Annotated in this window: 17 protein-coding genes and 1 tRNA gene; 15 read left to right on the top strand and 3 right to left on the bottom strand. The window is 67.4% G+C overall.

Features of this window, described 5'->3' with window-relative positions:
• The 6 genes from VIL67_RS08065 to VIL67_RS08040 all read left to right on the top strand — a co-directional run.
• A partial coding sequence (locus tag VIL67_RS08065; protein WP_332048360.1) for a family 16 glycosylhydrolase occupies window positions 1-2604 on the top strand: 2604 nt, incomplete at its 5' end.
• A 52-nt stretch (window positions 2605-2656) separates the two neighbouring features.
• Entirely contained in the window at window positions 2657-3070 is a 414-nt protein-coding gene (locus VIL67_RS08060; protein WP_332048359.1) for a hypothetical protein, read from the top strand.
• Window positions 3067-3474 carry a Ros/MucR family transcriptional regulator gene (locus tag VIL67_RS08055; RefSeq protein WP_332048358.1) on the top strand — a complete coding sequence of 136 codons (408 nt, stop codon included), beginning with the start codon at window positions 3067-3069 and terminating at the stop codon, window positions 3472-3474. Before VIL67_RS08060 ends, VIL67_RS08055 begins: the two co-directional genes overlap by 4 nt.
• A gap of 285 nt (window positions 3475-3759) precedes the next feature.
• Complete coding sequence (locus VIL67_RS08050; RefSeq protein WP_332048357.1) at window positions 3760-5718, top strand: M10 family metallopeptidase; 1959 nt, start codon at window positions 3760-3762, stop codon at window positions 5716-5718.
• Between the two features lie 1241 nt (window positions 5719-6959).
• Window positions 6960-10352 carry a hypothetical protein gene (locus tag VIL67_RS08045; protein ID WP_332048356.1) on the top strand — a complete coding sequence of 1131 codons (3393 nt, stop codon included), beginning with the start codon at window positions 6960-6962 and terminating at the stop codon, window positions 10350-10352.
• A 178-nt stretch (window positions 10353-10530) separates the two neighbouring features.
• Entirely contained in the window at window positions 10531-10656 is a 126-nt protein-coding gene (locus VIL67_RS08040) for a hypothetical protein (protein WP_332048355.1), read from the top strand.
• Window positions 10657-11321: 665 nt separating this feature from the next.
• Here VIL67_RS08040 and VIL67_RS08035 read toward each other — a convergent pair.
• Window positions 11322-11687: a thermonuclease family protein gene (locus VIL67_RS08035; RefSeq protein WP_332048354.1), complete on the bottom strand. Its 366-nt coding sequence runs from the start codon at window positions 11685-11687 to the stop codon at window positions 11322-11324.
• Between the two features lie 827 nt (window positions 11688-12514).
• On the opposite strand from VIL67_RS08035, the gene VIL67_RS08030 reads away from it, so the two are divergent.
• The 7 genes from VIL67_RS08030 to VIL67_RS08000 all read left to right on the top strand — a co-directional run bounded on the left by VIL67_RS08030 (window position 12515) and on the right by VIL67_RS08000 (window position 20083).
• On the top strand, window positions 12515-12637 hold the full coding sequence (locus VIL67_RS08030; protein WP_332048353.1) for a hypothetical protein: 123 nt from the start codon (window positions 12515-12517) through the stop codon (window positions 12635-12637).
• Window positions 12638-12701: 64 nt separating this feature from the next.
• Entirely contained in the window at window positions 12702-12869 is a 168-nt protein-coding gene (locus VIL67_RS08025) for a hypothetical protein (RefSeq protein WP_332048352.1), read from the top strand.
• 732 nt (window positions 12870-13601) lie between these two features.
• A complete protein-coding gene (locus tag VIL67_RS08020; RefSeq protein ID WP_332048351.1) occupies window positions 13602-15767 on the top strand; it encodes a hypothetical protein in 2166 nt (721 codons plus the stop codon).
• Between the two features lie 117 nt (window positions 15768-15884).
• Window positions 15885-17186, top strand: coding sequence for a pyridoxal phosphate-dependent aminotransferase (locus VIL67_RS08015; RefSeq protein ID WP_332048350.1), 1302 nt, complete (start codon window positions 15885-15887; stop codon window positions 17184-17186).
• A gap of 113 nt (window positions 17187-17299) precedes the next feature.
• Window positions 17300-17884: an NUDIX hydrolase gene (locus VIL67_RS08010; RefSeq protein ID WP_332048349.1), complete on the top strand. Its 585-nt coding sequence runs from the start codon at window positions 17300-17302 to the stop codon at window positions 17882-17884.
• A gap of 805 nt (window positions 17885-18689) precedes the next feature.
• Entirely contained in the window at window positions 18690-19961 is a 1272-nt protein-coding gene (locus VIL67_RS08005) for a hypothetical protein (RefSeq protein ID WP_332048348.1), read from the top strand.
• A gap of 46 nt (window positions 19962-20007) precedes the next feature.
• Window positions 20008-20083 (top strand) — tRNA-Asn (locus VIL67_RS08000).
• Window positions 20084-20111: 28 nt separating this feature from the next.
• Here VIL67_RS08000 and VIL67_RS07995 read toward each other — a convergent pair.
• Window positions 20112-20372, bottom strand: a complete 261-nt coding sequence (locus VIL67_RS07995) for a hypothetical protein (protein WP_332048347.1) — start codon at window positions 20370-20372, stop codon at window positions 20112-20114.
• A gap of 911 nt (window positions 20373-21283) precedes the next feature.
• Here VIL67_RS07995 and VIL67_RS07990 point away from each other — a divergent pair.
• Window positions 21284-22837: a sialate O-acetylesterase gene (locus tag VIL67_RS07990; protein WP_332048346.1), complete on the top strand. Its 1554-nt coding sequence runs from the start codon at window positions 21284-21286 to the stop codon at window positions 22835-22837.
• Between the two features lie 478 nt (window positions 22838-23315).
• The gene (locus tag VIL67_RS07985; protein WP_332048345.1) at window positions 23316-23501 is read left to right on the top strand and encodes a hypothetical protein; all 186 of its coding nucleotides are present in this window, start codon (window positions 23316-23318) and stop codon (window positions 23499-23501) included.
• Between the two features lie 96 nt (window positions 23502-23597).
• Here VIL67_RS07985 and VIL67_RS07980 read toward each other — a convergent pair whose 3' ends face one another.
• On the bottom strand, window positions 23598-23894 hold the full coding sequence (locus VIL67_RS07980; RefSeq protein WP_332048344.1) for a hypothetical protein: 297 nt from the start codon (window positions 23892-23894) through the stop codon (window positions 23598-23600).
• Window positions 23895-24176: the final 282 nt, after the last annotated feature.

Raw genomic sequence — 24176 nt, 5'->3', positions numbered from 1 at the left:
GACGTGGTGCTGCGCCTGAACGCCAGCGAGACCCTGACCTTCCGCGACGAGACGCTGTCGAGCTTCCAGGACCGCCAGTTCCTGCTCCCGCTGGATACGTCCAAGCTCGGCGACCTCACCTTCCACGACGAGTTCAACAGCCTGCAGGTCTACGACCATTCGCTGCAGACCGGCCAATGGCGCTCGGACTTCGGCGGCAACCTGCGCGACGAGTGGGCCTACACCCTCACCTCGAACGGCGAGCGGCAGGTCTATACGACGAGCGGCTTCTACGGCCAGGGCGAGCGCCAGTTCGACAACTACACGCCGCTGTCCGTGAACAACGGACTCCTGACCATCAAGGCGGAGCGGCTGGCCGACAGCGACCGCGAGGCGGCGTGGGGCCGCGAGTACTCGTCCGGGATGCTCAACACCTACGGCATCTTTGAGCAGAAGTACGGCTACTTCGAAATGCGGGCGGAGCTGCCGACGGCGCTCGGCGCCTGGCCCGCCTTCTGGATGATCCCCTACCCCTATGTCGCCCAGGTCGAGGCCGACATCATGGAGGGCCTGGCGGCGACGCCGCACGTGGACTACCGCCGCGCCTGGGGCGGCTCGGAGAACCTGTACGACAACGGCTACAAGGTCGATCCCAGCGGCATGCACACCTACGGCATGCTGTGGACCGCCACGGACGTCATCTTCTACTACGATGGCGTGGCGGTGATGCAGACGGCCACCCCGGCCAACTGGACCCACCCCATGGCTATGATCGTCAACCTGGCGGTCGGCGGCTGGGGCGGCGAGCCCAATTCCCTGCAGTTCCCGGCCGAGATGAAGGTCGACTACATCCGGGCCTACGAGCTGGCGGACAACTCCACCATCATCGAGACCGGCACGCCGGAGATGCCCGCGGCGACCATGCGGGCGGACGGCGGCCTGACCACGGGCGCGGTCAACCAGCCGGTCACCTTCGAGGGCTCGGGCCAGGCCGTCACCACATCGAAGATCGCCGTCTACGACGCCAAGCCCACCACCTTGCCGCCGGGCCAGACCTTCGTGATCTACGAGGAGGCCGGCGCGGTGTTCGGCGCGGTCTCCAACGGTTCGACCCTGGGGCAGCCCACGGCGCTGATGGCCGGCGACTCGCGGGTGTTCACCGGCTCGGGCACCTGGCTCTCCGACGGCAAGGTGGCGCTCGCCTACATGATGCCGGACGGCGGCGTGCAGACCGCCTGGGTGATGATCTTCGACCCGTCGAAGAATACCTTCACCAAGCACGAGCTCGGTCAGTCGCGGGGCGACATCGACGTCGTGGCGCTGAAGAACGGCGGCTTCGCCGCGTCGTGGGAAGGCCACGACGGCAAGACCTACGGCCGCGCCTATGACGCCTTCGCCTATGACGGCAAGGGCTGGTACGGCCCGACCCGCGAGGTGGCGGGCGACTTCACCGGCGTCACCGCCGGCGGCGAGGTCATCTCCACCATCGGCGGCCAGCAGCAGCTCTATGACGTGATGAACCCGCCGCGCGGGATCAACGCGGTGGTCTCCGTCGGCCCCATGGCCGGCGTGACCCACAACGAGGGGAATACCGGGGCCCAGCTCTACACCTTCACGGTCATCCGCGATTGGGACCAGAGCGAGAAGGTCACCGTCGGCTGGCAGATCCGCGGCCAGGGCGCGAACCCGGCCGATGCGCTGGACTTCCAGGGCGGCGCGCTGCCGGCAGGCACGGTCACCTTCGAGATCAACCAGACCACGGCCTACATCCAGGTCTGGGTGCAGGGCGACACCTATGGCGAAGCCAACGAGGAGTTCCTCGTCACCCTGGTGAACCCGGTGGGCGCCAAGCTCGGCCAGGCCACCGCCACCGGCTTCATCAACAACGACGACAGCGGCGGCCAGCCGCCGCCCGTGGCTGGACCGGTGCTCTCCGCCTTCGAGAACATCCTGCGCGGGGCGCCCGCGGAGCTGGGGTCCAGCCTCCAGGCGGCTGTGGATCGCGGCGAGCTGTCCTTGGCGGCGGCGATCCAGCGCCTGGTGCAGGCGGCTGACACGACCACCTCCGTCGCGACCCTCGCGTACCAGTTCTTCACCGGCCGCACCCCAACGGCCGCCGGCCTGGATTACCTTGTGGCGCCGGATGGACCGAACCCCACCAACATCAACTCCGCGTACTACCAGTCGTTCTCAATGGAGAACCGGTACATCAACTTCGCCGCGAACCTCGGGAAGCTCGGCGAAGGGCGAGAGACCTTCGCCCAGGCGTATGGCGGCCTGAGCATCGAGCAGGCCGTTGCGCACGCCTACGAGACCATCTTCGGCGCCGCGCCCGCCGACGATAAGGTGCAGCACCTTCTTTACGACCGGGTTCCCGACGGGCGAGGCGGACAGTACGCGCGCCTCGATTACTTCAGCGCTTACGGCCTGGACGGGCTTCAGGGGCTGGGCACGAAGGCGGCCATGGTGGGATGGCTTCTGGCCGAGGCGGAGAAGGCGGACCTGGGCGTCTACGCCCGCGCCAATGCGGCCTATCTGACCGACCTCGCGGACGGCGCCGAGTACGGGGTCAACCTTGTAGGGGTCTACGGCCACGCCGACTACGTCTACGACCCCGATCTCTGATGCTGTTCTGCGCAATGATGCGCGCCTGCGGCTGTTGCGCTATGGAGCCACCGTGTCCGACCTGCAGCCGCATCCGAAACCCGGCGAACCCGGCCGGCCGGCGAGCCGAGAATACCGCCGCATCGAGGAGGCCGCCGTGCGTCCCGGCACCGCGGAAGCCGCCGCCCGCGCGCGGCGCGGTCGCACGGCGCGCGCGAACGCCAACGCGCAGGCCGTGCTCGTCCACATCCAGGAGCTGCGCCGGGAGGGCGCCGGCAGCCTGGCGGAAATCTCTCGGGGGCTCGAGGCCCGCGGGGTGTGTGCGCCGCTAGGCGGCCGGCGCTGGGCGCGCGCGCAGGTAGCCCGGCTGCTGGCGCGGACCGAGCCCACAGCGGACGCGACCAAGGCCCGCCCCCCAACGCCCCCCCGGGAGCGGACGGCGCCTTCCGCGGCCCCCCTCTCAGCGCCGCCGGAGACGGAAGGTTGAGCGACGCCGATCACCTCAGAGACACGGCCCATCTGGTCGCCGCAATCCTGCAGCGCACGCCTCTGCCTGCAGATGTGATCCCGGATCTCGTGCGCGGCATTCACCGCGCGCTCGAGGCCGTGGACGAACTCGACACCGGTCAGGCCGGGATCCTGCGGCCCTCACCGGAAGACATCCAGCGAAGTATTCGGCCTGAGTTCCTGATCTCCTTCGAGGACGGGCGCCCGTACAAAGTGCTCAAGCAACACCTGCGCCATCTCGGGATGACGGCGGAGACCTACCGCGCCAAGTGGGGCCTGCCGGACGACTATCCGATGGTCGCCGCGACCTACAGCCGCAGGCGGTCTCGCAAGGCAAGGGACGCGGGCTTCGGGCGCCACCTCCGCCAGCCGCGGGCCCGCTGAAGGTTCCGGGACGGAGGTCCCACGACCCGCCGACGCGCCACCAACACGTGTGGGGGGCCCCGCTGGAGCTGCGGACGCGCAGCGGCGCCAACCTCCATGCGCGCGGGCCGGGCCGTCGATCGTGGGGGCTAAGAAGGCCAGGGGGGCGTCGGCCGGAGCCCCGGTGCGCGGCCGCATGGCTGCGCGCAATCGTCGCGGGGCCACGCCCTGCTGGCGCCATGAAGGGCGTCCCCAATAGGCTCGCGCGCGGCGTCAGCCGCGCCGCACAACCGACGGATATCGGATATGGCGCTGAACGCAGATCAGCGGGGCGGTTCGGCCCCGAACGGAAAACCCTCCCTCACGGTGGCCCAGGCGGCGGAGACGCTGACGCGGGAGGGCGGAAGCTGGTCTTTCGGCCTGGCCCAGCCAGCTACCGTCACTTATGCGTTCCGCTCGACGGCGCCGCTCACCATGCCGGCGGACACGGCCGGCTTCTCACGGTTCACGGCCGAGCAGATTCAGGCGGCTGAGTTGGCCCTCGCCGCCTGGTCAGACGTCGCCAACATCCGCTTCGTGCGTGTGGGCGCCGGGTCGACGGGCGCCGCAGCCTATTCCAACGAGGCGGCCATCCTGCTCGCCAACTACTCGAGCGGAGAGGCCGGCGCGAGCGCCTTTGCCTACATGCCAGCGCGTCCGGGGTCGCAGGCGACGCGATCCAACCAGGGCGATGTCTGGGTCAACATCTCCCAGGCAGGCAACCAGAGCCCCGCGCCCGGCACGGCGGGTTTGCAGACGCTCACTCACGAGATCGGCCACGCCATCGGGCTGTCCCACCCGTCCCGCTACAACGCGGGCGACACGGGCGAGGAGATCACCTACCAGGCGCACGCAGGCTACTATGAGGATTCGCGCCAATACTCGGTGATGAGCTACTTCGGCTCCGTCAACACCGGCGGCCAGGCTTCCATTTTCGCTGTCGCCCCGCAGCTGGACGACATCGCGGCGGTCCAGCGCCTCTACGGCGCGAACACGAGCACCCGGGCTGGCGACACGACCTACGGCTTCAACGCCAATCTGGGCCCCAGCGGCGGGGCCCGCCCCTGGTACGAGTTGCAGGCCGCCAGCGATCGGATCTACGCGGCCATTTGGGATGGCGGCGGCGTCGACACCCTGGACTTTTCCAGGTTCGACCAGACGCAGCTGATCGATCTGCGGGCCGGCGCCTACATGAACATCGGCGGAGATGTCGGCAATGTGGTGATCGCCTTGGGCGTTGTGATCGAGAACGCGGTCGGCGGCTGGGGCGCCGATCAGCTCACCGGCAACGCCGCGTCCAACCGGCTTGAAGGCGGCTCAGGTGAAGATACCCTGAGCGGCGGCGGCGGCGACGACCTCGTGGTCGGTGGGGGCGGGCGCGACGTGGCGCGCTATACGGCGAGCTCCTCCGAGTATTCGGTGAGCGCCGCGCCAGGCCAGTTCTGGATCAAGGATCTGCGCGCCGGGAGCCCCGAAGGCTCGGATCGCCTTTCGGGAACCGAAAGCCTGGCGTTCGCCGACTGGACCTTCAACCTCGGCGATCCCGCCGCGGCTTACGCGGTGCAGAACATCCTGCGGGAGGACCCTGTGCGCGGCGTGCACGCCAGCCTCGCGCTCGACCTCTCCGCGCGGCTGCTGTCCGGCGGCCTTTCAGCGGGACAGCTCGCCGGCGACGTGATCCGCGTGGCGGCGACCACCACGTCGGTCGCCACGCTCAGCTACCAGTTTTTCACCGGCGCCACGCCCTACGAAGCGGGTCTCGACTACCTGGTAAGTCCCGCAGGCGGCAATCCTCACCACATCAACTCCGCCTACTATCAGTCCTTCAATTTCGAAAACCGTTACATCAACTTCGCTGTGAACCTCGGCAAATACGGGGAAGGTCGCGCGGACTTCCTCGCGGAGTATGGCGCCCTCACCCTCGCGGATGCGACCCGAAAGGCCTACGGTGAGATCTTCGGCTTGGCGCCGCCGGCCGCCAAAGTAGCGGCGCTGTTGGACGGCGGCCGCGACAGCTATTTCGCCTGGTACGGTCAGGACGGCCCGAACGGGGTGGGCGCGAAAGCGGCGATGGTGGGCTGGCTGCTGGCGGAAGCGGTCAAGGCGGACCTCGGCGTCTACGCCCGGGCCAACGCAGCCTTCCTCACAGATCTGGCCGACGGCGCAGAGTTCGCGGTGGATCTGGTCGGGGTCTATGGCCGGCCGGAATACGCGTATGGCGGCTAGGCGCCGCGACCCACAGCAGCTCGCGTGCTGCGCAACCGCCATGTCACGGCGGCGCTTGCGCCAAGCCCAAGCATCCTATCTATTCTCGGTTCGCCATTTGCCCGTGGCGACGCCGGGCGGGCTGTCGCCACTACCCCCCCTACGACAGCCCGCCCACTCCCCTCTCGCCGCCGCTGTTTGCCTGTGCCCCACGAAACCGGCCTTTGTTGATCTTTTCGGAGACACGGGGCTGCGGCCCCACTTACCGGCGAGGATCTGGATCGGAAGGGCACGATCCTCTAGCGGTAGCAGTTGACCCGCCAACAATAAGTCAAGCTTCGCGTCGGCATCGAGGTTGAGCAGCACGAGTTCGTTGAGGAATGTACCTGGCCGCCTCGGCACGCGCGACGCGATCAAGGTGTAAGGCATGGTGACGCCACTATCGGCTCCCTAAGCCAGTGTCTCGCTAGTGCGAACCTGCTGCCTCCGGCAAAGCCCACCACACCGCCGATGCCGATCAGGCCGCAGCGAGTGGCAAAACGGCTTCTCAACTTTGAGGTAGTCGCCGCCCGAACCACTCGGCGGCGCTGCGGACCGGCAGCTTTCATTATGTTCCGCCAGCTCACCGCTAGGTGAGGGTCACCAGCAGCTTCGGGGTGGAAGCGCAGGAGACTGTTCACGGACCCCAGCGCCCCCTGTCGAACATGTGGTGCGGGGTCTTCCTTTCAGCGGCCCAGCAACGTGCCGTCCAGGCGCCCAAGGGTACGGCAAGGTTTGGCACGTTCATGTGCCTGGCCTCTGCGGCAGCACAGATCAAACAGTGTGGCCTCACCTACATCAGTCGTCGATGGCGGTCCGGTTGCGGGCGAGGACGACGTCCACCCGCTGGCGGATGTCCGCCCATCAAACATCCACCAATTCGCACCGCCGGTGCGGCCGTGCTGCCGCCGACAGATTGCCTGTAGGCATTTCGTCGAGGCGCGCGTTCAGTTTTGCCGCCAACTCTCATCGACCGTGGAGCCGACTGGAGGCACCGGCGTGCACTTCGACGCTCATTCCTCCGCGTCTGCGGCGCGGCTCCGGATGCCTATTCCGAGCGGCTAGCAGATGCATGCCAAGCTGGGCCTGCCATAGACCGCGATCAGGTCAACGGCCCACCGAGCGCAGTCGAGGCGAGCACACGTTCACGTGTGGCCACGCTTTCGCAGCCTTGATCTCACCCGCAGGCCGACAGAACGTTGATCTGCAGGTGGGGAGTGGACATGGCTCAGTGGAAAACTTCGGCGCTGAAGCCGGGCGTGAACCTCCTAAGGGATCTTCTCGACATCCCGGCGAGGGGCGCACAAGGCGCTTATCTGATCTTACGGCCCGGTGAGGGCGACATCCTTCACCAATGGCTCGACTATCCGACCAACGGCATCTTCGACGAAGGCATTGTGAGGATCTTTGGCAACCCCGTGGTGCCTGAAGAAGATCTCGACTTCTTCGGTGATCTCCAGGAGGGCTACGGCGACATAAAGCTCTTGCTCGCGGACAACGCGCTGAGCGCTCGCTTTGACATCGATGCCTTCGTGACCGTCGTCTACCAGTTCCGGGAGGCTGACGGCACGTTACGGTACGATGGGGTGGAGCTATCCCACCCCGTCGTGGGCAGTGGTGCATTGGAAGGGATAGCGATCCTGCCCCGCCCGGCGGACGAGTATCCAAACGGCGCCCTCCCTATGGAAGGCGCGGCCGGCGAGACGCGAGAGTTGCAGTTCGCGGTCCTTCGCGGCGCGGTCAACGACGCAGGACCACTGCGCCTCCAGTGGACCATTGAACATATCACCACCCGAGACGACGACTTCGTTGCCGTCTCTGGTGAGATCGCTGTGCCAGCGAACGACGATGAAGACGACCTGTGGGGGGAGACCCTCTCCATCAGGATTCGCGGAGACAACATTGCAGAGGGCAACGAGCAGTTCCGCGTCAAGCTCACCCCCATGGCCGGAGGCAAGGCCCTGACCGGGCCTGCTGTGACCACGCACCAGATCACAGACGATGACAAGGGGCTGTTCTCGCCAGACAATGACACGGTTGACTTCTCAGCGCTCAGTCCAGCAGACTACGCGGCCATTATAGCTGCCGGCGGAACGCGCGACGCTCAAGCCGGAAACGACAACGTTAACTATCCGTCGAACTATGCGGCGTGGGGCTTCACGCCTGCAACGGGAACGCCAGGGACCATATCCGTCTCTGGCACGCAGTTCGTAGCCGGCGCGGGCGCCGACACAGTACGTGGAGGACCTCAGGGTGACTTCATCTTGGGTGGCGCCGATGCGTTCGGCCGCGGCGACACCAGCAACAACATCCTGAGCGGCCTGGGCGGAAACGATTGGCTCTTTGGAGCTGGCGGACACGACGCCCTCTCCGGCGGGGACGGTGATGACACCCTCTTCGGCTGGGATGGCGATGACGGCCTGACGGGTGTGGGCGGGACCGATTACCTCGAGGGCGGCGCTGGGAACGACACACTTAACGCCGTGGACAACCTCGGGGAGAAGTCACCCGACAAGCTCTCAGGGAGCGCCGGCGCGGACAGCTTCCTGGTCGATGCCGGCGACCGGCTCTTCACCTTCGACAGCACAGATCGCGAGATCCTTTTTTTTACTCAGCGCCCGGTCGAGCAACTCGTAATACGTTTTGACGGCAGGTCGACTGAACTTCGCGCTTACGATGCGAGCCTGACCTCATACGAAACGATAATCATCGAGAAGGGCTTTAGCGCCACCGCTCTTTCAGCAGCTGCCTACACGGGCGGATCTGGACAAGGCGTGCTCCTTCAGCGTCGCCCCTCGCCAGCCGATCCGATTAGCAAGCTCGCGATCAGTCCGTCTGACTTCCGCGCCGCTGTCGCCGCCAGAAGCAACGATCTCAAGCCTGTCGGCGAGGCGCTCATCGCCGCGGCGCAAGACCTTTACGTCGATCTCAGCCTAGGAACGCTGCAGCAAGCCGCACTTCTTGAGGCGCTGCGGGGTAAAATCACGACCGACGCAGCGAAGAAGATCGTGGCTGACCTTGCCGATTTTGGGCTGCGTTTGGAGGTTGGCGGCTTTGCGCTCGGGCTTTTGTCCTACGCCCAGAAGAAGTGGGGCGGGCTTTACGAGAACAAGCCACTGGAGGAAGCCGAAGATCTGGCGCTGATCTTTATCGGCGCCCTCCCGTTGGGCGAGCTCGGATACCAGCTGGGCAAAGTTGCGGTGAACCGCGTCATCGACAGCACCGTGCAGTCTCTGAAAATGGCGGCGGACGGAATGGTTGGGCTGCTGAGCGCCCTCGGCGGTCCACCGACCGCGGGCGACGATGTCGTGTTGAAGCGGGTGGGATCGAGCTTTGTCATCGACACGGGCGCGGGCGACGATCTGGTGTTCGGCGCCGGCCCGGACAGCGGAGCTCCTCAGCGCCTGCTAAGTGCTTCCGGCGCAGCGGCGGCGGCGGCGCCGGAAGATGGTGCTGACACCCTGCAGGGCGGTAGTGGCACGGACACGCTATCGTACGCCCTCGCGCAACAGGGCGTGATCGTCGATCTGCAGGCGGGAACGGCAATCGGGGACGGCATTGGGCAAGATAGCGTCTCAGGCTTCGAAGTCGTCACCGGCTCTTCTGGTGCGGACCAGCTCCGCGGCAGCGTCCAGGCTGAGACGCTTGATGGGGCGGCGGGCGCGGATACCCTCGTTGGCCGCGGAGGCGACGATCAGCTGCAAGGTGGAGACGGAAGCGATGTTGCAGTCTACGGCGGCCCGTCGAGCGCCTACGAGTGGTGGTCCACCGGCTCGGGAGCCTGGTACGTCCGCGATTTACGTTCCGGCTCACCGGATGGTCGGGACAAGCTGATCGCGGTCGAGAGCCTCCGCTTCGAAGACCGTGACGTGTCTCTGACGAGCGGCGGCGGGGCACTGACTGCGGTGAGGGCCGGGTACGAGAACATACTGCGGCGAGCGCCAACCTCCACAGACGACGCGTTCCTGATCGCGCTCAGCACGGCTATTGACGCCGGAACAAAGACGAGCGCAGCGGCCATCGACGAGCTCGTACAGAAGGCGGACCACTCCACCGCCGTCGCGGTACTCAGCTATCAGTTTTTCACTGGATCGACGCCGAGCAAGTCTGGCCTGGATTACCTGGTCTCGCCGACGGGACCCAACCCGAACAATATCAACTCACCTTACTATCAGAATTTCAACATTGAGAACCGCTACATCAACTTTGCAGTAAACCTCGGCAAGAACGGCGAAGGTAGATCTGGCTTCGAGGCTGCGTACGGCAGCCTCTCGCTCGAGCAGACCTTGGTCAAAGCTTACGCTGAGATTTTTGGCGCAGCGCCTACACCGACGAACCAGTTAGCGCTTCTGCAAGACGCTGTGTCCAATGGAGTGGGGGGGCAATTCACAAGAGCCGACTATTTCGCGATCTATGGCCAGGATGGGTTGAACGGCATCGGCACAAAGGCAGCGCTTGTGGGCTGGCTGCTCACCGAGGCCATCAAAGCGGACGTGGGAGTCTATGCGCGGGCTTCGAACGCCTTCCTGGCGGACCTTGCCGACGGCGCAGAGACAAGGGTGGATCTTGTCGGCTCCTACGGGAGCGGCGACTTCGTGCTCTACGGGGTCGGGTAACTGCACCGCCAGCGGTGATCGCGGCAGTACGACCAGGCGCGAAACTGTCCGCCAGCCAGCCTCGAGATGGGAAACCGGACAGCATGATCGGCGGCGGCAAAGCCGACAAAACCCGCTGCAATCTGACCGCGCGCCCGTAAGGGCGCAGACTCCTCGGCATGACACTGAGGGCCTGCCCGTGAACGATCTGCAAGCGGTGTTCGTCGCGGTCGCCGAACACGTCTGCCCGGCTGGCGCTGAGCGGTTCTCCGGCGCCCTGCTCGCGCTTGGCGCGGTTGCGCGGGTGAGGCCGGCGCACACCTGACGGTGGGGGAAGCGCCGGCCTCGGTGACCTGACGGGGCTAACCTATCCGGTCGCCGGCAGCCTAGGCCGCGTCTTCCGCGCCCGCCAGCCCGACCTGCGAACGCCATTCGCATCAACGCCTAGCCTGACGGGGACTACATGGGCCTAGGGGAGCTCGCCGCCGTGGACGGCGAACGGCTGCTGCCACCCGGCGCACCAGAAGGGCTCGCCGACGAGCCATCCCAAGTGACCGACAGCCCCGCGCAGTGGCGCTCTTTCCACTGTGCTTAGGCGTGTCATCCAGGAATGCGTTGGACCAGCGCTGGGTTGGGCTTGGGGCGTGTAAGCTGGTCTCGCTCGTAAAGGCGTCGCCCCTGTCCCGCTCCCTAGGCCGCGGTTGGCGTGGCCTCATTTTCCCGACTCGACATCGGCTCCATTCCTCGAAGACGACGGCCTCCTCATCGAGACAGTCGTTGATCGCGTTCAGCTTCACCTGCACCGGGCGGATCTCGTTGCGGACGTAGACGTCGGTGGGCCTTTGCGACGTCGGCGAAGCCGCGGGCGTCGGCGTCGGTGGGTTCCGGCCCCTTTTGGTGATCGGCATGAGAGTCCCCCAGCGGTGGCCCAACTCCGCCGGCGCTCAAACGTCTCTGCGCTGCCGCCCCGCCGCGGGCTGACGCGACAGATCAACACCAGCGGGCTTTCCGGCCGCCCCAGCGTTGCGCGAGACCCTCCGCAACCAGCAGGTCGCCCACGTCACGGCCATCGACTTCGACGCGCCGCAGCAGACGACCATAGTCGTCCCGCTCGCGCCCCGCTTTGGTGAGTGTCACCTTTGCGGCCCTCCCGGTGAGCTCCGCGAGCCGGTCCTTCGCGGCCAGGGCCAACTGCTCTTCGGCCGCGCACCGCGACCGCGGCGGCATCTCGGCCGTGTCGATGTTAAGGATCCGCACCCGATCGCCTCCGGCGAGCACCAGCGTGTCGCCGTCGATCACGCGCGTAACCACCACCACCGCGTCGGCCCCACCGACGCCCCGAACGCGCGGCTGCATTCGTGGCCAGTTCAGCCCTACGATCAAGGTGAGGAGGAAGATGCAGAGGCATCCGAGAGCGAGGTTGACCCATCTCTGATAGCGGGCAGGAATGAGCCTAGGCCTTCGGGGATTGCGTCGGCTGCTCCAGCGGCGGCGGTGCTCTGCCATTCGCCCAACTTAGCAGGAGATCGCTTCCGGGCTGCGCCAGCCCAGCTTGTGCTCCAGTAGCGTCACATAGCGCATTGGGGCGCCCTCGTACCAGCTAAACAACGTTCCTAGTTGCGGCGTCGAACGCATACCTCACCTCCGCGTGTCACGAGCCGGCGCGCCAACATCCCAGGAAGGGCTCTGCGCCAAGTCAGGCGGCCCCCACCAACATCAGGACAGATCGCGCGGCCAGAAGCGGATCCCACCGTCTCCGCCTGATCCATGGCCTACCGCTCAGCTACCATGCGCCCCCACCGCCGGGCCCCGGTTTCGCGCGGCTGGAACCCGGCCAGCAGCAGCGCGGCCTCAAGGGGCGCGACCATGAAAGCGTGAAGGAGGCGCGGCCCGCGGCGTGACAGGAAGGCGCTTCGCCGCCCCTGCGCGCTGCAACCGACCGCTCGCGCTCGAGCGTTGACTTCAGGCGTGAGCGCAGCCCTGATGCTGCAGACGGTGCAGCTTGGAGAGATGCCGTGACATCGCTTTTCCTTCTTCTCGCATGGCTGGCGGGAGATGCGGCGGCGGAGCGGCCGCCCTCGTCCAGCCCGACCTCCCCCGTGTCGACGCTGATCGCAGCGGCGCCGTCTCGGAACAAGAAGAGCGGCAACGATGATGCGCTCTTCTGCCGGAACGAGGCTCCCATGGGCACCCGAATTCCGACGAAGCGCTGCTACAACAAGCAGGAGTTCAAGATGCGGCAGCTGGACGAGCGCAAGGCGCTCGACCGGATCCAGGCGGATGCGCGAGCGCCCGTGAGCGGCTGACCCATGCCGCTCGAACGAGCCAATCTGGACTGCGCGCCTTGCCAAGGCGCCCCCGGCAGCGCCGATGACCTCGCGTGCTGAATACCTGAGGCGCGCGACCGCCGACGCGGCGCAGGCGGCGCGCCTTCCGGAAGGCTTCGAGCGGGACGAACTCGTGCGCCGGGCTGCAGCGTGGCGGGATCTGGCGGAAGCCCTCCGGCGGCAGGAGGAGCGGCAGGCGCGCGACACCTGACCCGCCGCGCTCGCCGCGAGAAAAAGTGGCTCCTGCCGAAGCAGGAGCCGGAGGAGGGAATTGGGCCTGCGCTCTCGGAAAGCCCACCCGAGTTTCGCCTGCCCGTATGAACATGAGCTTACGACCCGCACCGCGAACGACGGCTCGGGCCTTGAGCCGCCAACACCCGCCGCCAAGGCCGCCTTCAGTGCCGCCTCTCGCCCTGGACCCGCGCGCCTGGAGGGCCGCCGCTGGCCCGCCCCCTTGACTTGCCAAGGTGAGACGTCTTGGTGAGGGCGCGGTAAGCGGAGAGAGCCGAAACATCCTCCGCAGCTGGCCAGTCCTCCAACCCTGGCGCCGGGGCCAGCCGCCCACCGGGAGCGAGATGCCCGGTTCCTTCGTTGATGCGCCATGACGCCAGCTCGCCAGCCCGTGGACGCCGTGGAGGTGATAGCCCGCGCCCTCTGTCCCGAGGGTGAAGCGGACGTCCCGGCACGGGACGGGGCGCCGCTTTGGCGGTCGAGAGAGGCGGACGCCATTCGCGTGCTGGGGGCGCTGGTGACAGCGGGAGTCGTCCCCCCGCCGCCGTGAGGCCAAGTGCCTGGCCGGCGCGGGGATGCGGAAGCGGCGCCCCCCCGACCATCCGGTGCAGGGCTCGCCTCCCGTGTGACAGACCGCCGCAGAACGGCCGCGCTTGCTCCGCGGCCGCCGGACCCACATGCGCCGGACCGTCCCCACTGATGAGGAACCGCGGTGGCCGATCCCGACCTTACCCGCCCCACCCTGCTGTCCCTGGACCTGCCCCGCAGCATCGACGTCACACGGGGTGAGACCCAAGTCGTCTTCGCGGCCAGGGCGGCCGACGTGGGCGCCGGCGTCGACCAGGTGCGGATCGTCCTCGACCGCAGTTTCCAGGGCGATTCAGGGCTCGAGAACAGCATCACCCTCTTCGACGGCGCCGACAGCTTCGCAGACGGCGGATCGGCCATGTCCAAGGCGTTCCGCCCGGCAACCGGCGCCGGGACCTACGCGGTGAGCGGGGTTTTCGTGCAAGACAAGGCGGGGAACAGCGCCTTCTACGATCGCGCCGAGCTCCGGACGCTCGGCCTCCGCACCAGCTTCGAGGTGGTGAGTACGACGCCGGCCGACCTCGCACCTCCGCGGCTTTTAGGTCTGGACCTTCCGCAGGTGGTCACGCTTCACGGCGGCGACGCCGCCGTGAGCTTCACCGCCCGGGCGAGTGACCAGGGCATGGGCGTCGACTATGTGCGCGTGATCCTCGATCGTAGCTTCCAGGGTCCGCTGGGACTGGAGAATGGGCTGTCGATCTACGACAGCGCCGACAGCTTCGCGGATGGCTCCGCGTCCATCATGCGCACCTTCGGGGCCGCCACGGGCGCGGGCGCCTACAGCGTCGCCGGCGTCATCGTCGGCGACCGGGCCGGCAATGTGTCTTCCTACGGTCCGACGGAGCTTGCCGCGCTCGGAATCCGCACCACGTTCGAGGTGATGAGCCCCACGCCCGCCGATCTTACGGCGCCTGTGCTGACCGGGCTCACTCTGCCGGCGTCCGTGGACATCTCCTCTGGTGACGTCCTGGCGGCCTTCGCCGTCCAGGCGGCGGACAACGGAGGGGCCGGCGTGAGCCAGGTTCGCATCGTCCTTGACCGAACGTTTCAGGGCGGATTTGGCCCTGAGGCGGGGGTCACCCTGTACGACGCAGCGGACGCCTTCAGCGACGGCGCCTCGGCGACCACCCGCCTGATCCGCGCAACGACAGGTTGGGGAACCTACAACGTGGCGGCGGTCTTCGTGGATGACAAGGCTGGCAACACCGCCAGCTACGACACCGCCGAACTCCAGGCCCTGGGCCTGCGCACCACCTTCCAGATCACCGACGGATCCGCTCCGGGCGCGGCGGTGGGGCTGGCGGGCGGATCCATCACCGCGTCGGAGAGCGCCGGGGTGTTGAACGTTCCGGTCGACCTGCCGGGCGCCGGGACATTCGCGCTCTCACTGCAGGCGGAGATCACCGGGCCAGCCGGACTTTCGAACGTGCGACACCAGGTGGTGCTGCAAAGCGCCGGCGTGGGTCAGGTGCTGGTGCCGATCCCGACGCCTCAGGACTCGTTTGCCGGAGATGCGACGGCGAAGGTGACGCTCAGCCGAACCGACGGCGGAACTTGGGACCCCGGCCGCAGCGTTCTGCACGGCCGCATTGTGGACGATGACCGCGCAGGCTTCAGCATCAACACAAGCGACCTGGGCGCGAGCTACCGCAATATCATGCGGGTCCCCGCGCCCACGGCCTTCGCCGTCGACACAGCCCAGGCGCAGGGCGCCCGGCACGACATCGGGCGCTTGGCAGACCTGGCGGTGAGCACCACTTCCGTCGCGGTCCTCGCCTACGAGTTCTTTACGGGCCGGGCGCCCACCAGCGGCGGGCTCGACTACCTTGTGAATCCCGCGGTCAACCCGAACAGCCTGAATTCAGCCTATTACGCCGTGTTCAACCAGGAGAACCGGTACATCAACTTCGCCTCGAACCTGGGGCTTCACGGAGAGGGCGCGGGCGCCTTCGCAGCGACCTACGGACCGCTGTCGTTCCACGATGCTCTGGTCAGCGCTTACGATCGGATCATCGGCTATTCCGACCCCGCCGCCATCGCCGGCATCGAGCAGTCGAGGCCGTATTTCGAGCAGGTGGCGCGGGAGCGGATGCCCGCGGAGAACCTTGATCTGGCGACTAAGACCGCCGCCATCGGCTACCTGCTGCAGGAGGCCGCAAAGGCCGATATCGGGGTTTACGCCCGCAGCCTCGAGAACTTCTACCTCGATCTGTCCGACGGTTCGATCCGGGACGGGGTCAGCCTGGTGGGAGTCTACGGTCCTGGCTCGGTGATGGACGTGGTCGGTTAGCCGCAGCGTCCGGCCTCTGGCCTGACGCGCCGCGGCCGTATAGCAGCCGTGAGGGGCGGCGCTCGCGTGAGCGGCGCAAGACCATGAATAGAACCTCATCGACCACGGCGGCGGCGCTTGCGAACCAATATCGTACATCCCGGCGCAGACAGCCTGCGATATGAAATCCGGCAGATCGTCGAGGTCGCAAAGGCGATCGAGGCCTCAGGTCAGGTCATTCACTGGGAAAACATCGGCGACCCGGTGGCCAAGGGCGAGACGCCGCCCCTGTGGATCCGTGAGATCGTGGCCGCCGCCGCATCCGAGGCGTCAAGCTTCGCCTATTCGCCTACGCGTGGGCTGGAGGAGGCGCGCGTCTACATCGCCGGCGAGCGGAACCTGGAAGGCGGTATCCAGATCGGGGCCGACGACATCCTCTTCTTCAATGGGCTGGGCGACGCCATCTCGACCATTTACGGCGCGCTTCACCCCCGGGCGCGCGTGATCGGTCCCAACCCCGCCTATCCCACCCACTCCTCGGCAGAAGCCGCGCACGCCGGCTCACCGCATCTCACCTACCGCCTCGATCCTGGGAACGGATGGCGGCCCGATCTCGCAGATCTGGAGACGCAGATCCGCGCGAACCCGCAGATCGCCGGCATCATCATCATCAACCCGGATAATCCAACCGGCTTCGTGTATCCGGAGGAGACGCTCGCCGCGATGGTCGAGATCGCCCGCAGGCACGGGCTCTTCATCATCTCCGACGAGATCTATTCCAATCTGGCGTTCCCCGACAGCGGCATGCGCAAGCTGGCGGCCGTTGTGGGGGACGTGCCCGCCATCGCCATGCGGGGCATCTCGAAGGAGTTTCCGTGGCCTGGCGCCCGCTGCGGGTGGATCGAGATCTACAACCGGGATGCGGATCCGAGCTTCGCGCGGTTCGCCCGCTCCCTGCTCGAGGCCAAGATGCTCGAGGTCTGCGCCACAACCCTGCCCCAGAAGGTTCTCCCGCGCGTCATGGGCGATCCGCGCTACACACCCTATCTGGCAGGCCGGGTGGACGCCTATGCCGAACGCGCCCGCCGGGCCGCCGAAGTGCTGGCTGACATTCCCGAACTCATCGTGCACCCGGCGCAAGGGGCCTTCTACATGACGGCGGTCTTCCGCTCCGGCGCGCTCCAGCCGGGCCAGAGTCTGGCCGCCCCTACGGCGACTGAAGCCATCATTCGCCCCCACCTGGGATCGGCGCTGGATGCGCGCTTCGTCTATCACCTTCTCGCCGCAACAGGTGTCTGCGTCGTCCCGCTCTCCACGGGGTTCAACTCCGATCTGCACGGCTTTCGTTTCACCCTTCTCGAGCCGGATGCGGCACGCTTCGAGGGCTTGCTGCGCCAGCTTCGGGACGCCGTGATGAATTATCTTTCGAGCGCGTCCTGACGCAGGGGCCCCGAAAGCGCGGAAGACCACTACCGCAGCCCGCTTCGTGCGGCTAAGCCGCGCTGCCGGACGACAGGCTCCGCAGAGCCTGCGCGGGCGCATTGGAGGGGGACATGTCGGTGGAGATCCAGCCGTGGCGGGTGACGAGTTCGACGGTGCTCCGGGAGGACGCCTGGATCCGGCTACGCGAGGAGACCTGCGTGACGCCTGCCGGCGCTGTCGTGTCGCCCTTCTACGTCCTGGATTACCCCGATTTCGTCCACATCGTGCCCTTCGCTGCGGATCATCGCGTATTGCTCGTGGAGCAGTACCGACATGGCCTGGGCGTGGTCACCCTGGAGATTCCGGCCGGCCGCTTCGATCCCGGTGAAAGCGACCCCCTGGTGGTGGCCGCCCGCGAGCTGAAAGAGGAGACAGGTTGCGAAGCCGCCGAGTTGCGACTTCTGCAGGTGACATCCCCGAACCCCTCCAGCCACAGCAACCGGATCCACACGGTGCTAGCTACCGGCGTTCGTCAGGTTGGAGCGCCACACCCCGAAGCCAGCGAGGACATCCGGAGCCGCTGGACGCCCCCGGAGAGCGCCTTCCGTGCGGTGCTCGAGGGCGAGATCGTGACGAGCATGCAGGCGGCGTCTTTGCTCGTCGGCCTTCACGCGATTGGACGGCTCGGCCTCCTTCCGACCATCGACGGCTTTTGAGCCGGCGAAACCCGTCGTTGCGCCGGTGTACAGTAAACTGCTAACTCCGAGCTCGAGTCGCCAGGACTCGCGGCAGGATGTCAGATGTCTCCCAGCAAGGATACCGCACAGGCAGGCGCGCTGGGCCCGACCGGGCTTGAGCGCCGCGAACGGGAGTTCCCGTGCGCCGACGCACGTCGGTCCTTGGCCCTGCCGCCGCTATGCACCGATTGTGTGCACCGCATCTGGAGACCGTTCCTGAAGGTGCGTCGACCGTGTCGACTCAACCGGGAGCTCAGCCTTCCTGCTGCACGCGCGCTGTGCGGCGGAGAGGCGTTCCGGCCGGTGGGACGCAGCTAGGGCGCGCACCTCCGATCAGGCCCGCCGACGGACCTGATCTTCGCGCGGAACCGCGACGCCGACTCCGCAGCCGCGAACACGCCTTCCAGCAAGCGTTCAGGCGAACGCCGGTGGCGCCGCCGGCGTCTCGCACGCCTTTGCCGGGCGCGGATCGCCCGGGGGCGGAACCTTACATCGAGCCGTCCGGCTCGCCGCTTCCACCTGATCTACTAGCAAGGCGACGTAAAAGGCCTTCGCCGCTGGGGCACGCCTCGGGAAACAAGCTTGGCACGGTCAACCTGTCGCAGGTTTGTGGCGGGCCCTCGCCACATTGCGGCCCGCTCTAGCCGCAAGTTTCGCGCCTGCAACGAGCCGGGGGGCCACTCCGAGACAACCTGCCAACTGGCGCGCCGTACGGGCGGCGCGCCTCCAGCGCCGGGCCGCGATCGGGAGCGGTCCGGCGCACTTCCGATAGAGGGGATGACGGATGAGCACGGGAAGCTACACGGACCTGCTGCGCGCGCTGGGCCAGAACGAGTCAGGCAACAACTATGCCTTTGTGAGCAGCGTCGGATACCTTGGCCGCTTCCAGTTCGGGGAAGAGGCGCTGAAGGCCATCGGGTTCTACGAGGGCAACGACGGCACAGGGGCCATCGACTTCATCGGCAAGTGGACTGGCAAGGCGGCGTCGTTCGGCGTCTTCGACAAGGCGAGCTTCCTGGCCAGTCCGGCCGCGCAGGACGCCGCCCAGCAGGCCTGGTTCGAGAACATCCACGCCGACCTGAAGCAACTCGACCTGCTGAAGTACGTGGGCCAGTGGGTCGACGGGGGCCAGGTGACCATGTCGGGCCTGATCGCCGGAGCGCATCTCGTCGGGGTCTGGAACCTGAAGGACTACCTGGCCACCGGGGGCGCCATGAACATGCGCGACCCGTACGGCACGCCGGTGTCGGAATACGTCAAGAAGTTCGCCGGCTATGACACGCCCTGGTCACTCCAGACCGCGCCGTCCGCCATCTCCTCCGGGGGCGCGACGCCGACCGCCGGAACCTCGGTGACCGATTTCGTCCAAGAGGTCCTGAGGACGGACCCTTGGCACTCGAACGCGGCGCAGCTGACAGGCGAACTCAGCGGGAAGTTCGCGGCCAGCCAGATGGGATCACAGCAGGCCATCGACGCGATCGTCCAAGCGGCTGGAGCGACCACCTCGGTGGCGACGCTCACCTATCAATTCTTCACTGGCCACACGCCCGCCGAGGCGGGTCTCGACTACCTCGTCTCACCGAACGGGGGGAACCCGCACAACCTGAACTCCGCCTATTACCAGGGCTTCAGCCATGAAAATCGGTACATCAACTTCGCGATGAGCCTCGGCAAACACGGGGAAGGCAGCGCAGCTTTCACTCAGGCCTACGGCGGCCTTACCCTCTTCGAAGCTACGCGTCAGGCCTACGCGGAGATCTTCGGCGCGGCGCCGACGGACGAAAAGCTGAACGCGATCATCAACAGCCCGGTGGATGCGGCCGGCCTTCAGATGACCCGCGGCGAGTACTTCGCCCAGTACGGCCAGGACGGTCTCGGCGGGGTAGGAACCAAGGCCGCTATGGTCGGGTGGCTGCTTTCTGAAGCGGAGAAATCCGACTTGGGGGTCTACGCTCGCGCGAACGCGGCCTACCTGACCGACCTGGCCGACGGCGGGCCCTACGCGGTTGACCTGGTGGGCAGCTACGGCTCGGGAGACTGGAGCTTCGGCGGGTGATCCCTTCACACCGCCTTTGCAGGCAGCTAGACAGGCGGCGCGCTGGTCCTCGGTAGCTCAGTTGGTAGAGCAGGCGGCTGTTAACCGCCGGGTCGCAGGTTCGAGTCCTGCCCGGGGAGCCAGACTGGGCAGGTGGTCAAGAGGCCGGGCTCAGCGAGTCCGGCCGCGCGGCGAGTCCCAGGTGAGCCGGCCTCGGCTGTCGCAAGCCCACGCCCCTACGAGCGCGAAATCGTGCTCCGGCCCTCGGCCGACCACCACCGCCACCAGATGGTCGAGACTCTCCCTGGCCAGCCGTTCCCGCGCGTGGGCGATGGCTGTCTGGTCATCGGGAAAGGCCGAAACCGCGGGGAAGCCTGCGCCGTCGGCGGTGCAGTAGATGAGGGTGTAGTAGGGATACGGGCCGTCCGTCACCCCGCAAGCTAGCCCGCGGGCGACGGGTGCCGTCAAGCCAACCGGTTTGACTCGCCCCGTCCACGGCCTGCGCGGACGGGAGCCGTCGAACGCTGCGCGCGCCTGCGGGCGCTGTAGCGCCAGGCCTGAGCCTTCGCTCGCCGCGTCAGGGCCTTCGACTGCGCCGTGGAGCCGGTCGGTGAGCACCCGGCCGGAGCTGATCGCCTTGCGCTCGCCCTGGGGCAAGTAGACTCCGCGGGTTCCTGCTAGAGGCGACCGGGAGGCGTCGGAACCGGTTTGGCGCGGGCGCTCCCAGAAAAAGCCCAGTCGCGATGGCTGCAGCTCGGCGCGACTGGTCTTGCCGCTCGGCTCACGGCTGCAGCCCCTAGCCACCGGTCCTTGACGTGCTTGACGATGCTGGCGGTGATCCCGCCACGGTTGTCGAACGGCTCACCGCAGTGGTCGACGCGAACCCCCGCGTCCCGGCAAAGATATTCGGAATTGGCCGCTTGGTCGGTGTCCGGGAACCTGCCCCACCCACTGGCGTCCAGCACGAGCGCCGTCGAGGAGTCCCGGTCCGGGTCCGGGGCGTCCTGAGGGAGCCGCTGCAGCCCCGGCGCCGCGCAATGTCAGTGCGCTGCGTCCCGGGTCGGTGTCGGTGCGGAGGCGCGTCAGGCCCTGCGAAAGCGCGTAGGCGCCCCGATCGCCGCAGCCCGGTTTCAAGCGCATAACGCTGATGCTCCCTCGAGCTGCGGAAGTACTCGGCGGCGTGTGTCGCGCGGGGCGGCCCCTGCATGCCTCCTCAGACGGCGACCGGCCGAGCATGGCGCCTTCGCGCTCCGAGAAGCCCTGGAGCTCACGCTCAGAGCCGAGCTCTCCAGCGAGCATCCGCCCTCCCGCTCAGGCCCTAGCGCCGGGGGACGCGACGCGGAATGTGCGTTGCGCATCAGGGCGCCGCGGAACCGAAGGTCCAGCTTGGGAGTCTGTGCGAGACGAATAGCTGGAGCCGGCGCACCACCGGGGGAGCAACCTACATGGCCTTCGTCGTCTTCGCCGGCCAATCCAACACTGGCGGCTACCAGAGCCATCCCGCTCCTCCCCCCCCGTGGAGTCCGGACCCCAAGATTCTCATCTGGGATGCGGCGGCGGCGGCATGGAGGCCCATGCAGCCAGGCGTAAACACCGGCTATCCCAACTTCCCGAACACCTGGGGCCCGGAGGTTCAGTTCGCCCTCGCTTTCCGCGCGGCGTACCCCGACGAGGTCCTGCGCATCGTAAAGCACGCGGAGGGCGGCACCCGCCTCGGCCTGGACCCCGCCCTCTGGGCGTATGACTGGTCGCCGGAGAGCGAGCACGAGCTCTTCGACCGAGTCACGGAACTCGTGCGACAAGCGAGCCAGGCCGCGGGCGGCGAGCGGCCGGACGCGGTCTTTTGGGGACAGGGCGAGGAGGACGCGACCCGCGCCGACTTGGCGGAGACCTACGGCCAGAACCTGCAGCAGCTGTTTGCGGCGATCCGCGCCGAATGGATGGGGGACGGCCACGGCAAAATCGGCTTCTTCCAGATTGGCAAGGCGCCGCCGTTCTCCGAGGCGGTTCGCCGAGGCGAACGCTATGTGGATGACCTCGATCCGGACGCGGCCAGCTTCGACACCGCCGGCTTCCCGATGCAGGGCGACAGCCTGCACTACGCGCCGGAAGGATTCCGGCTGATCGGTTCGGAGTACTTCCGGCTCTACGCCGGCTGGCAGGAATCCACCGCCCACCTTCCCCTCCCCGTCGCCCGAGCGGTTGACAATATTCTCCGCGTTCCGCTGGGAGATCCTTCGGTGGCCGGCCTCACCGCGGACCTCGCGGCGAAGCTGTCGAACGGGCAGCTCACCGAGGCCGCCGCGGTGGCCGCCATCGTGCGGGCGGCGGACGCCACAACCTCGGTGGCCACCCTCACCTACCAGTTCTTCACCGGGCGGATCCCCACCGCGGAGGGGATCGAGTACCTCGTTGCGCCTGACGGCCCCAACGCGAGCAGCATCAACTCGGCCTACTATCAGCGGTTCAGCCTGGAGAACCGGTACATCAACTTCGCAGTGAACCTCGGCAAGCTGGGCGAGGGACGCGAGAGCTTCGTCGGCAGCTACGGCGCCCTCTCCCTGGAGGACGCGACAGCCAAGGCCTACGAAACCATATTTGGCGGAGCCCCCGGGCGAGCCAAGGTGGCGGCGATCCTCGAGGCGAGCTTCGACCTCAGTGGGCGCACCCTGACACGTGCGGAATACTTCGCCGCCTACGGGGGTGACGGCGTCAACGGTCTTGGCGCCAAGGCCGCCATGGTGGGCTGGCTGCTGGCGGAGGCGGAAAAGGCGGACCTCGGCGTCTATGCGCGCTCGAACGCCGCGTTCCTGGCGGACCTCGCCGATGGCGCAAGCTTCTCGGTCGACCTGGTCGGAGTCTACGCCCGGGAGGATTACGCCTATACGCCGGCTTGAACGCGAGGGTCACCACAACACCCACGAGCCTCTCGATGCGAGTTCAGGTCACCGGCGTCAGGCCGCCGGCCAGCGTCGCCGCCACACTCCCTCGGCGCATCCGCTGACGAAGGCCTGCCTCGGGTGGAGCGCCGCCCAACCGGTGGCGTGGCCGGCAAGACCATGGCTCCCGGCAGCGGCGGCGGGCCGCGGCGCACGCAGGCGCTGGAGCCCAAACTGGGCTTCTGCCCTTGGGTGGACGCCGACGCATGCCCAAATGTGGGCGGCAGGGTCGATCTCTCCCACGTTCCTGCATCCGTGAAGCGTCACACGGCGGGAGCGGGACGAGATGTCCCGCTCCCGGAGAGAGCGCTCCTCGCCATCGACTCGCAACGATGTGATCACGGGGATTGCAAACAAGCGTCAAATGATGGGTTGACGGACCCTGGGCGACTCCGTCGCCGCATACGACAACCAGACCGCGCAGAGCCCGATGCACGTGCAGCAGATGTCCCCGCGCCGCAGCCGCGGCGGTATCCTCATGGAGATGTACCGCACCTCTGACGGGTGCGAGGTGCTCATCCCGGAGATCCCCGCCTGGGACGAGCACGCGCACCGGCTGTTTTGCGCCGGCCTTGCCGGTCGGTCACTGGATCACTTCGTGCGGGACGCCGCCGATCGATGAAGAGTCGTGTGCTCGCAACCCCGGGACGGCCGTGAGGTGCAGCGCACGCCAAAGAGCGCGGCGCGCAAAGTGTTCGGACCTGAGCGGGGCCGCCGTCTAGGGTCCAGCGTCCCTCAGCACGGGGTGGCGCGAGGCCAGGTCCTCGTGCTCGGCGAGTCGTCGGGCCGACGCGATGTTCAGTCGGGTATAGAGGGCTGTCTGGTCTCCGGATGGTCTGTCGAGCCGGGACAGGTCGAGCACGTGGCCGACCCCTAGAATTTCGGACTCACCGCCGCCGGTGACGCGGACGACCGCGAAATTGCCGGCGATCGGGGGATGAGCCTCCCCCGGCCCCCACAGGCGGAACCGGTACTCCGTGCCCGAGCCGCCGACCAGATCGATGAACTGCTTCATGCCGGCCCATCTGAGGCCTGCGGCCGCCCAGCGCAACCGCGTAGGCCCTCTGCGGCCCCTCCGGCGCGGATCGGTAGTCGCAGGCGCTGGCTGGCCGTCGGCCGCGCCGAGTCAGGCCCGGCCCGTGCTTCCGGCTTGAAGCAGGCGCCGACCGGTCGCGGCGCCCCCAGCGTCCGCTCCAGTTGCGCCTCCGCTATGGCCGCGAGAACGGCGCCCCCACCGTCCAGGTCCTCGCCGCCCGAGGCTTCGCCGTACACAGGGCCGTCTTGCGCCAAGCCCTGA

The sequence above is a fragment of the Phenylobacterium sp. genome (assembly GCF_036563385.1).
Lineage (GTDB): Bacteria > Pseudomonadota > Alphaproteobacteria > Caulobacterales > Caulobacteraceae > Phenylobacterium.
The sequence above is the reverse complement of the archived record's forward strand: the minus strand, read 5'-3'. Positions and strand labels throughout refer to the sequence as shown.